The sequence below is a fragment of the Natronosalvus sp. KLKA75 genome, from assembly GCF_059736265.1.
The window spans coordinates 1,627,114-1,639,944 of the sequence record NZ_CM185522.1 but is presented as its reverse complement, the minus strand read 5'-3'; the positions used below and the strand labels follow the sequence as shown (position 1 = coordinate 1,639,944).

Annotated in this window: 10 protein-coding genes; 3 read left to right on the top strand and 7 right to left on the bottom strand. The window is 60.2% G+C overall.

All coding sequences use genetic code 11. From position 1 onward, the window contains the following. Positions 1–223: 223 nt before the first annotated feature. The 3 genes from AC6I65_RS07855 to AC6I65_RS07845 form a co-directional block, all read right to left on the bottom strand. Positions 224–358: a hypothetical protein gene (locus tag AC6I65_RS07855; protein ID WP_497901369.1), complete on the bottom strand. Its 135-nt coding sequence runs from the start codon at positions 356–358 to the stop codon at positions 224–226. A gap of 193 nt (positions 359–551) precedes the next feature. Beyond that, positions 552–2,150 carry an amidohydrolase gene (locus tag AC6I65_RS07850; RefSeq protein WP_497901368.1) on the bottom strand — a complete coding sequence of 533 codons (1,599 nt, stop codon included), beginning with the start codon at positions 2,148–2,150 and terminating at the stop codon, positions 552–554. Between the two features lie 89 nt (positions 2,151–2,239). Then, positions 2,240–3,169 (bottom strand): dihydrodipicolinate synthase family protein, encoded by a 930-nt coding sequence (locus AC6I65_RS07845; RefSeq protein WP_497901367.1) that lies wholly within the window; start codon positions 3,167–3,169, stop codon positions 2,240–2,242. Positions 3,170–3,397: 228 nt separating this feature from the next. Here AC6I65_RS07845 and AC6I65_RS07840 point away from each other — a divergent pair, with 228 nt between their 5' ends. Together AC6I65_RS07840 and AC6I65_RS07835 are read left to right on the top strand one after the other, a co-directional pair. After that, the gene (locus AC6I65_RS07840) at positions 3,398–5,224 is read left to right on the top strand and encodes a BNR-4 repeat-containing protein (protein WP_497901366.1); all 1,827 of its coding nucleotides are present in this window, start codon (positions 3,398–3,400) and stop codon (positions 5,222–5,224) included. 159 nt (positions 5,225–5,383) lie between these two features. After that, positions 5,384–6,355 (top strand): Gfo/Idh/MocA family protein, encoded by a 972-nt coding sequence (locus AC6I65_RS07835; RefSeq protein ID WP_497901365.1) that lies wholly within the window; start codon positions 5,384–5,386, stop codon positions 6,353–6,355. 182 nt (positions 6,356–6,537) lie between these two features. Here AC6I65_RS07835 and AC6I65_RS07830 read toward each other — a convergent pair whose 3' ends face one another. Beyond that, entirely contained in the window at positions 6,538–7,686 is a 1,149-nt protein-coding gene (locus AC6I65_RS07830) for a GNAT family N-acetyltransferase (RefSeq protein ID WP_497901364.1), read from the bottom strand. 1,078 nt (positions 7,687–8,764) lie between these two features. On the opposite strand from AC6I65_RS07830, the gene AC6I65_RS07825 reads away from it, so the two are divergent. Then, positions 8,765–10,024, top strand: coding sequence for a right-handed parallel beta-helix repeat-containing protein (locus AC6I65_RS07825; RefSeq protein WP_497901363.1), 1,260 nt, complete (start codon positions 8,765–8,767; stop codon positions 10,022–10,024). Between the two features lie 224 nt (positions 10,025–10,248). On the opposite strand, the gene AC6I65_RS07820 is transcribed toward AC6I65_RS07825, so the two are convergent. From AC6I65_RS07820 to AC6I65_RS07810, 3 genes are all read right to left on the bottom strand, one after another. Continuing rightward, positions 10,249–10,488, bottom strand: coding sequence for a hypothetical protein (locus tag AC6I65_RS07820; RefSeq protein ID WP_497901362.1), 240 nt, complete (start codon positions 10,486–10,488; stop codon positions 10,249–10,251). A 185-nt stretch (positions 10,489–10,673) separates the two neighbouring features. Further along, positions 10,674–11,720: an ABC transporter permease gene (locus AC6I65_RS07815; RefSeq protein ID WP_497901361.1), complete on the bottom strand. Its 1,047-nt coding sequence runs from the start codon at positions 11,718–11,720 to the stop codon at positions 10,674–10,676. A gap of 12 nt (positions 11,721–11,732) precedes the next feature. After that, positions 11,733–12,752 (bottom strand): ABC transporter permease, encoded by a 1,020-nt coding sequence (locus AC6I65_RS07810; protein WP_497901360.1) that lies wholly within the window; start codon positions 12,750–12,752, stop codon positions 11,733–11,735. Positions 12,753–12,831: the final 79 nt, after the last annotated feature.

The window sequence follows — 12,831 nt, the reverse complement described above, 5'->3', positions numbered from 1 at the left end:
CACGATGTTCTCCCTCTTACGGATTCCCGAACAGCCACTGTCTCGTTTAGCACCTCACGTTGAATCACATCATTCAAGTTATTGGTTCGGTATTCGTGTAAGTTGGTAGTTCACTATTAGTGCAAGACACTCGTGACCGCTCGCCCGACTGCCCATCCGGTTTCGAGCAGGTTCAGTCGCCGTCCTCGAGGTGATTTCTCAATCGGAGTTGAAAGTGGGAGAGTCAATATTCGTAGCCGTCCTCCAGAATCACGGTATCGTCGAGACCGGATTTTCGGATGGCCGATGGAAGGAACAGGGTCTGGATCGATTCTTCGATGTCAGTTCCTTCGATATCTAGAATCAGCTCTGGCTCCATGGTATTGCGCTCGTACCCAATACCAGATACTGTTTACAGATGACTGCAGGCTGTTAACTATATCAAGGATAACGAGAATGTCTCGAGTTTGATGATCACGATCGTTGTGTCATCGTTGCTCTCTAGGAGATCAGTATACGTGGCGCTTCGAATGTCAGAACCCCATCAGAGAGTCCAATGCTCGAGTCCGCCGTTACGCACCCGATCGCTCGAGGCGGTTCTGTCCGTCAGCCCTGTAAACGAATTCCCCACCAACTATTGTCGCCAGGACGTCGAAATCAGCGATCTCCTGGGGATGTTCGTACGGATCTCGGTCGAGGATCACCGCGTCGGCAAGCATCCCTGGCTCGAGCGTTCCCTTCCGGCCTTCTTCGAACTCGGCGTAGGCTCCACCGCGGGTGTACGCACGAATCGCGTCGTCGACGGAGAGTCGCTGAGTTGGGTGGGGTGCGTTCACCGCGCAGTGTATCCCGTACAGCGGTCCAAACGGCATCTTGTCGCTGCCGAACGCGAGCGAGACGCCAGCATCCTGGATCGACCGGAAGCGATTGTTCTCGCGCAACCAGCGTTCGCCGAGGCGCGCCTCGTAGAGTCCGCCCGATGCGGACCACTGCAGGAAGTTCGGTTGCATACTCGCGACGACGTCAAGGTCGGCCATCCGCTCGATCTGTTCGTCGGTCGCGAGTTCGACGTGTTCGATCCGCAATCGTGGGTCTGAGACGTCGTAGTCGGCGAGAACCCCCTCGTAGGCGTCGAGGACGACGTCGATCGCTTCGTCGCCGATTGCGTGGGTCGCGATCTGTTGATTGGCTCGAGCGGCGGTTGCGAAGGCCGATTCGAGGTGGTCCGGGTCGATCACGAACTGACCGTCGTTGCCGGGGTCGTCGGCGAACTCGCCCGTCAGTTTCGCCGTTCGAGAACCGATTGACCCGTCCGCGAACACCTTCAGACCGAGTATCCGAAGTCGGTCGTCGCCAAAGCCGCTGGCAAGTTCCAGCGTCGAAAGTTCGTCGACGTGGTCGACGTGAACGTAGTAGCCCAGGCGGATCGGGAGGTCGTTCTCGCGCCACGCGTCGTGGAAGGCGGCGTGAATCGAATCGCCCGCACCGGGTGGCGTCGTCATCCCGACCATGTCCTGGATCGACGTCAGTCCGAGTTCGTTCGCCTGTCGAACGCCGAGGTCTAGGATCGTTCGCGCCTTCTCGCGGTCCGGATACGTCGCCTCTTGGACTCGGATCACCGCGTCCTCGACGACGACGCCGGTCAGGTCGCCGTCGGCGTCCCGTCGAAGGTCGCTCTCGACGCCCTTGAAGTCGACGCGTTCCAGACCAACCGTGTTGAGCGAAATCGTGTGGCCATCAACTCGTTGAGCGGCGATCGGATGGTCGTTGCTGATAGCATCGAGATCGGCCCGCGTGAGGTACTCGCGGTCCCCGACCGGCCAGGTGCTCTCGTCGTATCCGAAGCCGAGCACCCAGTCGCCGGGGTCGGTGCCCGCAGCGTTTTCCGCCAGGAGGCCGAGCGCGTCCGACCGACGTTCGACCGCTTCGAGATCCGTCTCGTGTAACGTCATTCCGACCGACGGAATGTGGGTGTGTGCGTCGTTGAACCCGGGGAGAACGACACACCCGTCGAGGTCGAAGGTGTCGGCGTTCGAATCCGATGCGTCTCGAGCCTCGGCTCCCAGGGCGTCGACCCGGCCGTTTCGAAACCTGATGGCGTTCGACGTCGTCCGATCGTCGTCGAGGGTGTGGACGGTCCCACCGTCTAACAGCAGCGACTCGGCGGTCATATCTGGGACTCGAACCGAGGACAGTAATACGTATCGTTAGAGACGGATTCGACGCCCTGGGAGACGAGTGATAGCCCGCCTGCATCCGTTCAGGACAGGAGTCCGTCGCGCTCGAGGTTCTCGAGGAACGACTCGACGCGGCCACGGTCCTCGGCCGAGAGTTCGACGAGCGGTTCGCGGATGGTACCGCCGTGCATTCCCTGCAAGTCCGTACCGTACTTGACGACGGGAACGTTCTTCGCGGATCCGAACGCGGGGCCGCCGCCTGCCTCCTCGCGCAAGTCCTCGTAGGACCGCAGAGCGTCACGGATCTCCTTCGCACGCGCCCAGTCGCGGTCGGTGAGTGCATCCGACAGCTCGAGGACGGGGCGCGGGATGAAGTTCCCGATTCCCGTCGTGAAGCCGTTCGCACCCTCAATCGCGTAGGCGAGCGCGTAGCGCTCGGCGACACCGTTGAGCCACTCCACCTCACCCGAGACGGTCTCGACTAATCGGGAGAACTCCTTGACGTCGTTGACGGCGTACTTGACGGCGACGACGTTCTCGATGGTCGAGAGTTCCTCGAGCACCGTCTCGTCGAGCAGCGAACCGCGCTTGTAGACGACGAGTCCGAGATCGGTCGCCTCCGCGAGCGTGCGGTAGTACTCGATCAGTCCCTTCCGATGAACGTAGGTGTGACGCGGATACATGATCATCGCGGCGTCGGCCCCCGCGGCGGCGTAGTACTCGAGGAGTTCGGTCGCGTTCTTCGTGCTGCCACCGGCCCCGCCGACGACCGTGGCGTCGTCAGGCAGCGCGTCAACCGTCGCACTGACGACGTCGATTCGTTCGGTCTGTGACAGCGAGTAGTACTCGCCCGTGTTCCCGCAGGGGATGAAGACCCGAGCGCCCTCATTGTACAGCGTCCGTACGTTATCGGCAATCCGTGTCTCGAGGACGTCCTCACCGTCCTCGCTGAACGGCGTCGGTATCGTGAAGGCAACTGATCGAAGGTTCTCCCGCAGTGCGTCGTAATCCATGATCGCTGTCGGTATCATTCGGGTGTTGGACCATTATATTTCCGGTCACCCCACTCCTGCGTACGAGTGTCGACTCGGTGCAACCGACAGGTGACATAGTCTCCGTGGCCCACTGTTCCAGGAGATTCGTCCTCACTGGCCATGAAGATTCGTTCGCGCTCGAGACGCGTTTTCGGTTACGGGGAAACGTATAACCCGTACTACGTGAGTGAGTTCCATAGAAGTGAAATGAGAGACGAGACCTCGCTCTCGCGCGGGCTCCTCGGACACTGGTCGGGCGAGCGATCGCCCGACGGTATCGTTCGAGACCGGTCGCTCGAGGGCAACCACGGTAACTACGGAATCGACGCCCGTTGGATCTGGTTTACGAACCCGCGGGCGGTTAGACACGTCGGTGATCGGGAGCGAACGTACGTCTGCTACCTCGGCGGCCCGACCGGGCGGGATATCGTCGCCGCAGCCTACGACCACGAGACGCGGTCGTTTTCGACGACCGTCGTCGACGAATCGTTCTCCGACGACGACCACACGAACCCGTCGCTTATCGTCCGTAACGACGGCCGGATTCTGCTGTTCTGGGCAGGCCACAACGGTGACGCGCTGCACTACGCCGTCTCCTGCGATCCCGAGAGCGTGTCGGCGTTCGGTCCGACCCGGCAGATCGAACAGGAAAGCGTCACGTATCCGAACCCGGTTCGGTCGCCCGACGATCCGGAGACGCTATACCTGTTCTACCGGGATCGAACATACACGCGCGACGTGACGAACGACAAGTACGGCTACATGGGTGACGGCAACCTCTACTACCGGGTTTCCGAAGACGACGGGCTGACCTGGAGCGACCAGACGCGAATTGCCGTCCCCCCGGAGGGCCACTACTCGATGTACTTCGTTCCCGCTCGCGGAGACGACGCGATTCACTTCTTCTTCACCGACGCCGAGCGCGGTGGCGATGCCCCCAAGTGGAACGTAATGTACGCCCAGTTTCGCAACGGACGCTTCCACGCCGCTGACGGGTCGCAAATCGCTGGCACTGACGACCTACCGATGACGAAGTCAGACCTCGAGGTCGTCTACGACTCCACCGCAGCGGGCAACCATTACGCCTGGGTCTGGGACAGTGCGGTCGACGACGATGGCAACCCGGTCGTTGCGTACGCGACGTTTCCATCGACGCTCGCTCACGAATACCGGTACGCGCGGTGGGACGGCGACCAGTGGTGCGATCACCACCTCGCGGACGCGGGCCGCTACATCGCCAGACGGCCGATCGAGTTGCACTACTCCGGCGGGCTCTCGATCGATCGCGACGATCCGAGCGTCGTCTACGGCTGCGTCTCTCGAGGCGACCAGTGTGAACTCCGGCGGTTCGAGACCGATACCGGTGGTGAGACGTGGGCGGAGATGACGATGACGAAACGGCCGGTCGGCTGTGCCATCAGACCAGTCGTCCCGCGAAACGCCGGCGAGGAGGTGCCAGTTCTCTGGACGACGGGCTCGTACAAACACATGGACACGGCACAGACCGTCCTCCGCGGGCTGCCCGCCGACCAGCTAATCGGGTCGAAACTCGAGGGCGATGGGTCACACGGCGTCGATCTCGGATTCGACCGCTACGACGCCGCCACGTTCGCCGGCGGAATCTCCGTCGCTGCGCGCATCGAACCGCGAGACGTAACGAGGCCGCAGGTACTCGCGAACTTCGGCGGTGCGGTCACGCTTGGAGTTGGTCTCACGGGAAAATCGGCGATCGAATTCTCACTGCGCGGCCCGAGAAAGGAGTGTACAGTCGCGTGGACAGACGTTGCGGCAAACGAGTCCCATCACGTAGCGGGCGTCTGGGACGGGCGGGACCGCCTCGCACTCGCCGTTGACGGTGAGGTGATCGACGAGGGTCGCTTCGACGGACCACTCGAGTTCGAGACCGACTGGGCCAGCTGGACGCTATTGAAGGGTGAGTACCTCTTCGATCACGGCTACGACGGAACCGCGACGGACGTCCGACTCTACAACCGACCGCTCTCGACGGCGGAGTTGCGGGCGCTCGCGGAGTAGTCACTGCAGCGACCACCTCGAGAACGTTACCGCGGCCACCTCGAGAACTGTCGCTCTCGCCCAATTCGAACGTCGAACTTACGGTCCCGGCGCGCCGAATCCTGTCACTGTGGGTACTGATATCGAAGCCTACAAGAGGATTACCTCGGTGAACGACGTATGGACGTAGGATTCATTGGAGCTGGCAAGATGGCCGCCACGCTGATGGAGAAAGTCGACGCCAGTAGTGACGCGAGCATCACGGCAATCTGTGACATCGACGAGGACGCCGCTCGAGAAGCCGCAGAGCCTCGCAACGCGTCGGTGTACACCGAGCACGAAACCCTCTACGAGGAGGAGTCCCTCGACGCGGTGTTCATTGCGATCCCCCCGTTTGCGTACGACGACCAGGTGACCCTCGCCGCGGAACACGGAATCGCCGTTTTCGTCGAGAAGCCGGTCGCCCTGAAACCCGAACAGGGGCGAGAGACGCAGGCGGCGATCGAGGACGCCGGGATCGTTACCGGAACTGGCTACGTCTTCAGGTACGACGAGATCACGGAGAAGGCCCTCGAGTTGCTCGAAGGCCGGGAGATTGCGATGCTCACCGGCCGCTACTGGAGCAGCCTGCTCGCGAGTCCGTGGGGGAACGAACTCGAACTCTCCGGTGGCGAAATCGTCACCCGGACGACTCACATCTACGACCTGGTTCGGTATCTCGGCGGCGACATCGAGCGCGTAACGGCTGCGAGTACGGATCGGATCGGAACCCCGGAGATCGACTACCCGGACGCCACGACGGCGACACTGGAACACGAGAACGGCGTCATCAGCACCGTCTCCTCGGCAGTGACGTCGCCGGAGTGGACGGCCGAGTTGAATATCGTCGGCGAGGATGTCCATTTACACTTGGATTACACGACACAGGAGCTCACCGGTACGGTCGGCGAGGAGTCGGTCCACTTCGAACTCCCGACCGATCGATACGGACAGGAGGTGACAAACTTCCTCGAGGCCGTCGATCGAAACGACCCCGCACACGTCCGTTCAGATTACGCGGACGCTGTTCGGACGCTGTCACTCAACTGGACCGTCATCGACGCCGCCGAGTCGGGCGAACCGGCCATCGTTGGTGAGACGCCTCGATCCTGAGCGGAGCGAACAGGCCCATCGACGGATCGACGTGTGGGTTTTTCGTTCGACGTGTAGCGTTTTGAATCGGTTATCGAGATAGAACTCGAGTGCGTGAGCGGTTTTTTATCGTAGCGTAGGCGGCTCGACAATCACGGCGAAGGCCGCTCGATGACCCGGTGACTCGAGTGCTCGCCGACCACTCAGATCGTCTCGGTCTGCCAGAAGTAGTACTCCAGAGGGAGGACCGCTCGCAGAAACGGCCGCGAGCGCCTGATCGGCCAGCACGCGTCGGGCGAGCCAAACAGGAGGCGGGTCATCGTCCGCCGGTCCAGGACGACATCCGGCTCTCGCGTCGTTCGCTCGACGTGAACGCCGGTCGCGTCGTAGGCGACCGTCACGGCGTCTGTCGTCTCGAGTCCCTCTACGGCCAGCGTCACCGCCCCGGATGGACACCCGAAGTCGTCGTCGACGGTCGCCCATCGCTCCGCGAGCAGCGGTTCGTACGCCTCGAGCGTCGCGAGCAGGTCGAGGATATTCAGTTTTCGATGCGGGCGCGTCTCCCAGTCGATTGCCAGGTCACAGAACGACGGGACGAGCGGATGGTGGGGATGGGTGAACACCTCCAGTTCGGCCTCCGTCTCGAGGACGGATCCGAACAGTGTCGTGACGCCCTCGCGCGAGCCGCCGAATTCGAGGACGGACGCGGGGTCGGTCCCGCGATAGGCGAGGTACGCTGGTCGATCTCCGTCGTAGACGAGTATCTCGAGGTCGCGCTGGCCGAGCAACCGCTCGTATCCACGGTCGGTGCGGGTTATCCGGTACCGTTCGCGCTCGTGGATATCCGTGATCAGTTCGAGATCCGTCCGACGTCGATACTGGCGGATGTCTGCGGAACCGGCGGGATCAGCAGTGAACGATCGACGCGTGATCCGGTACCGGTCCTCTCGGCCGGCGTTCTCCCAGCCGAATCGCCCGTAGCCGAGTCGGTCGCCCTCGAGTTCCGCGAGGGGGACGTCCTGTGAATCGAGGCGGTCGAGCCAGAACTCGAGGAGCTGGGTCATGTACCCGTTTCCGCGGTGGTCCGGGTCCGTCGCGACGCCAGCGATGCCGTAGCACGCGACGGTCGCGGATCCGGCACGAAGTTCCGCCGGAACACAGGCCACGTGGCTCACGATGTCGCCGTCGCAGGTGACGACCGCGTGTCGGTTCGGCCGTGTTTCATCGAAGCAGTGGGGCATTCGCCGTTCGAGACCACCGCGTTCGAAGCCGAAACATCGTTCCGTGAGCGTCATCGTCTCCCGGAACTCGCCCGGCCGAATGAGCCGCGGCCCCTCGATAGCTGGAGTCACGGAAGCACCTACTCACCACGCCTACAACACAATTTCGGTGATAGATATCCACGAACGGTACCCGACGAGGACGGGGCCGTATCGTTTCGGTCGAGTAAACGGCGAGCGATGTACCCGACGATTGCATTCGGATTGCCGTCTGTGAAGTCGTGTCCTCCCGGAGGGGTACCGTCCGAAAACGACCACTACGCCAGTTAGTTCCTGGTCTGACGAGGGCCGGTTGGTCCACTGATTGACTCGAGTTCGATCAGGCGACGGGGCCGAATCGACCTCTAGTGGTGTGGTAATAGCGTCGGTCGATGCACACGCCGTACTGCTATCGACCAGCGTGCAATGGTCCTTCCTCGTCAGAGAAACCATTCGTTCCACCGAGACAGACCCGAGCAGGACTCGAGACGGTGCACACGAATCCGTTGCGTGCAGCAATTCGTTTGGGTAGGTCAAACGAACGTCCGAAACCGGACTGCTGCGGCGATAGTCGACTATCGACCGGCCTGCTGGCGGACGAGCAGTCGCTCCACAGGTACACTCAGTTACATCCACCTCGGGGCTTACAACATTATGTATGTCACACGAAGGGAGCGGATGTGGTTGGTATCCTGACGATTAAATAAAAAGGAATCGAACCAGAACCGACGTATCCCACAGGTTTGATTATTCGAAACAAATATGTACAATGATGTGCCTCCCTGGCTGGGGAAACGGTTCCGAGCGGCCACACATCCATCGAAGAAGCCGTCTACGCCGTGCGTTTAGCAATTCCAAACGATTGTTGACACTCGCGGCATTCGAGGTGCCCACACGAACCAAGCAATCTGGCTTTGGAGGCTACCCCTCACAAGGTCGGGTCGGAGCAACCGGACACTCTCATCTCGGGAATTAACTCATTGACTTTCGAGACGAACAACGTATCATCACAGAGAAGGTAGCGATTAATAATTTCAACATCTAACGAACGTAATTTTTACGTGAATGTTATGTGCCACTGCGTCACATTATCGTGTGTGGCACTCACATGAACAGACGATCGTATCTTTCATCCGTTGGAATCGCAAGCGGTGTCCTGGCGGCCGGTTCGATGAAGACCGGTGCAGACTCGCTTGACATCAGTAGCCAGTCTCCATCCGAATCGACCAATCGAATTCAAACGGCGGGCGACCTCGCTCGCCTGTCGACCGACGAGATTCTCGAGCTCGACGACGAAACCGTCCGGCGGCCGTTCAACCCGGAACTCGGCGGCGGTGAGGCGTACGATCCCGACGAGTTCGAGGGTGCTGAAGCGTATCCTCACGGCGGGAAAGTCACCCGAGACCTGGCCGAATACGTCGTTTCCGATGCGGACGAACTCGAGACGGCAGCCGGCGATTCGACTGCCGGAGAGATCATCTGGGTCGAGGGAGACGCCGAGATCGATATGACCGGCGTCTCTATCACGCTCCCTGGCGGCGTGACGCTCGCGTCCGACCGTGGGCAAGACGGGTCGGAAGGGGCGCTCCTCTCCCAGGACGAGAACGGGTTTAATGCGTTCATCAGTACTGGCGGTGACGACGTTCGACTCACCGGGCTTCGACTGTCCGGGCCCGAACACGAGCACTGGGACTACGAGGACAAGGGAATCGACAGTATCTACGACGTCGGAATCACCTACGGACTCCTGATCGACGACACTGACGACGTCGAGGTGGACAACTGCCAGTTCTCCGGGTTCACGTACGCCGGCATTCGGGTCGGAATGTGGGGTGAGTACGAGTGTGAAGGGGTCTACATTCACCACAACGAGTTCGTCGACAATCCATCGCCATCACTCGGGTACGGCATCAACGTCTACGGCGGCGATCCGCTTATCGAGTACAACTATTTCGATAACAATCGTCGTTCCATCGCCGGCGTGGGCGGTGACGTGCCGATGAACTACACGGTCCGGAACAACCTCTTTGGCCCGCGGACACAGTTGGCACCGATCGACGCCCACGGAGGCGAGGTCGACGATATGGACGAACCACAGGCGGGCGTGCGCATGAACATTGAGAACAACGTCGTCCTGTCGGAGAAGGCCGTTGTCTCCGACGCTCCACAGCCGGCGATCGTCATCCGTGGCGTGCCGCGGGAGCGAGCTACGATCCGGAACAACTGGTTCTTCACCGACCGCGCTCCGCCGTTCAGTGCGGACGAAGGGACTGGTGACGGTGGCGCGGCGATCCGCCAGTGGACCGACCAGTATACCTCGATCACCGCGTACAACAACGTCTTCGGAAAGTTCGTTTTCACGGCAGAACTCGGAACGCCCGGAACGGCGTGGAGACCACAACAGGCACGCGAAGACCGAGATACCAACTGACGGTCGCCCGACCGTACTTTCGCCACGTTCTCTCCGGCTGCACTCGAGAGAGACCGATCACTTTGAAGGGACCTACCGTCGAGTGGTCGGGCGTATACTGGTCGTAGTAGTCTCGCTATCTTTCCCCTACGATACGCTCGGTGACTGTTCGACGGACGATGCAGTCGAACATCTTGTTTGGGGAGAAGAATCCTCGAAATATGGACTGTTGAAATGTCTGTGGCTCACTGACCGCGCCGTATCACGGCCAAAACGACGTAGAGGCCCACCGAAACGAGAATGACCGTCGCACCGTAGATCCCGAGCATTCCGGCGACGGTACCGTCTCCTCGAACCGCTCCGACCAGGAGCAAACCGAAGCCAAACAGCAGACTCAGTGCCAGTGGCTGCTCGAGCAACGATTGGACCGACTGGTCGATCCGTGACGATACGCCCTGTGAATCTTCGGACAGCTTCGCGGACATTGTGAGTTACTCCGACCTTCGGAGGACAACTGCATAAACCTTCACCTCCCCAGAGTGCGCTCGAGGGAATACAGGTGGCCGGAGCGGAAGACTCGGTTTTGAGCCCGTGATTAGGGTTGGGACCTGCAGACGAAGACGATGGGGAAGACCAAAAGGAAGACGAAAACGAAGAGTATAGTAACCGATCAGTTTCGGTTCGTGACGTCCTCACTATCGTCGACGGTCTTGGAGTGGCGAGCCCTGAGGCGGGGGTTGAACACCTTGTCCAGTCCCTGCGAGAGCAACACCAGTGCGAACGAGAGCAGTATGAGTGCCGCCATCGGCGGGTACAACCAGTGTGCGGCCCGCTCGGGGTTCGAGAGGGCGCCTCCAGTCGCGTACGCGTCGTTCATCATGGTCCCCCAGTTCGTCTCCGAGTAGGGAAGGAACCCGAGGAAGTACAGCGCGACGGAAGCGAAGATCACGCCTCGAGCGGCCTGTGCGGAGTTGATCAGTACGTACGGCATGAGCTGTGGGATAATGTCGTTTCGGAGGATCGAGCGCGTCGAGACGCCCATCGAGCGGACGGCTTCGACGTATGACGCCTCGCGAAGCGTCAGAACCTGCGATCGAATCGTCCGTGCTAGTCCGGGCCAACTGTCGATCGCGAGGATCACGCCGACGGCGAATGGATCCCGCGGCTGGTAGATGGCCGCCAGGACGACGACTAGCGGAAGCCCGGGAATGACCATGAGGATGTCCGAGATGAGCATCAGGACGTAATCGACGATCCCACCCTTGTATCCCGCGACCGTCCCGACGACGACCGCGACGCCTGCGGCGAAAATCGCCCCTGCGAGCCCCATTTTGAGCACGGCAGGCGTGGCGTGGACGAGCTGTTTGTGGATCGGTCGACCCATATTGTCGGTGCCAAGAGGGTATTCCGTCGACTGGAACCAGGTCATGTACGTCTCCGCCTCGTTGATCGACGGTTCTGGGACGAGGTAAACGCCCACCGTTCCGGTGAAGACGAACAGTCCCAGCACGACGATTCCAAACCGGGTTCGCCAGTCGGTCCAGGCGATTCGGGCCTGCGTTAGGAAGTAGCGGTCGATCGCCCGTGAGTACCTTTCGCGTTTCGACATCGTCGACATCGATGACTGGGACATGTTGGTCAGGAAGTCCGGCGTCGACCCGCCGTCAGTCCTCGCTTCGTTCGCCCCGTCGTCAGCCGTTCGTTCGTTGTGTTTCATCTTGAAATCAGCTCAGTATGACTCTTTGTCGTTCGTTCCGGCCCGTGGATCGATCAACCCGTACGTCAGGTCAGCGATCATGATTCCGGTGATGGTGATCGTCGAGAAGAATATGAGCAGCCCCATCAAGAGCGGATAATCATGCTGTGAAAGCGCTTCGTAGGTGTACCATCCGATTCCGGGATACGTATAGATCTGTTCCATGATGATCGAACTGCTGAAAATCGCGGCGATACCAATCATGAAGCTCGTGTACAGGGGCAAAATTGCGTTTCTGCCGACGTACCGGATCGCGATCCGATTGTCACTCAGCCCGCGGAGACGGGCTACTCGAAGGTAGTTCTCCCCCATGACGCGGATACAGTTCCCCCGCATCGCCAGCGCGGAGCCGCCGAATCCGACGATGATACTCGAGGCGATGGGGAGTGCAGAGTGATGCAATACGCTCAGCATGAAGGGGATGTTGAACCCCTCCGTCGTGGAGGGATCGTATCGACCTCTGGTCGGGAACCAGCCGAACTTGAAGCCGAGAAACGAGAGCATCAGGATCGCCCCAACGTAGTACGGAACCGAATTGAGGAACGTCGCACCGATAGATGCAACGTTGTCGAACCGGGACCCCTCCTTGTAGGCCATGAGCGCGCCCAGGACGATGTTCGCGCTAAATCCGATCAAGAGCCCGTAGATACTCACGAAGATCGACCACGGCATCGCTCGAAAGAGAATATCGAAAACTGGCTCGCCACGCCAGAGGGATTCACCGAAATCCTGGTAGACGACGATGTTGACCATGTACTCGGCGTAGGCTTCGAGAATTGGTTGCTCTGGGTCGATGTTCGTTCGCAATTCGATCATTCGGTTGATCTGATCGATGTTCACGTCCTGGCCCTGTTGAAGGGAGGTCTGTATCATTTCGTCTCGCATAACCTCGATTGGACCACCCGGCATAAGACGATAGAGAATAAAGGTTATCGTTATTACAGAAAATAACGTAATAATTGCTTGCCCTACTCTCCTGGCATAGTAGTTCATACTGGCTCATTTCGCTAGTCGATATTAAACTTTGCGTCAGGTGTTATCATGCCAAGGAGACGCCCTCGACGGGGGATAT

What these genes read in the sequence shown, in the direction of transcription:
- AC6I65_RS07855 (WP_497901369.1), bottom strand. Translation starts at nt 358, where the DNA reads ATGGAGCCAGAGCTGATTCTAGATATCGAAGGAACTGACATCGAAGAA.
- AC6I65_RS07850 (WP_497901368.1), bottom strand. Translation starts at nt 2,150, where the DNA reads ATGACCGCCGAGTCGCTGCTGTTAGACGGTGGGACCGTCCACACCCTC.
- AC6I65_RS07845 (WP_497901367.1), bottom strand. Translation starts at nt 3,169, where the DNA reads ATGGATTACGACGCACTGCGGGAGAACCTTCGATCAGTTGCCTTCACG.
- AC6I65_RS07840 (WP_497901366.1), top strand. Translation starts at nt 3,398, where the DNA reads ATGAGAGACGAGACCTCGCTCTCGCGCGGGCTCCTCGGACACTGGTCG.
- AC6I65_RS07835 (WP_497901365.1), top strand. Translation starts at nt 5,384, where the DNA reads ATGGACGTAGGATTCATTGGAGCTGGCAAGATGGCCGCCACGCTGATG.
- AC6I65_RS07825 (WP_497901363.1), top strand. Translation starts at nt 8,765, where the DNA reads ATGAAGACCGGTGCAGACTCGCTTGACATCAGTAGCCAGTCTCCATCC.
- AC6I65_RS07820 (WP_497901362.1), bottom strand. Translation starts at nt 10,488, where the DNA reads ATGTCCGCGAAGCTGTCCGAAGATTCACAGGGCGTATCGTCACGGATC.
- AC6I65_RS07815 (WP_497901361.1), bottom strand. Translation starts at nt 11,720, where the DNA reads ATGAAACACAACGAACGAACGGCTGACGACGGGGCGAACGAAGCGAGG.
- AC6I65_RS07810 (WP_497901360.1), bottom strand. Translation starts at nt 12,752, where the DNA reads ATGAACTACTATGCCAGGAGAGTAGGGCAAGCAATTATTACGTTATTT.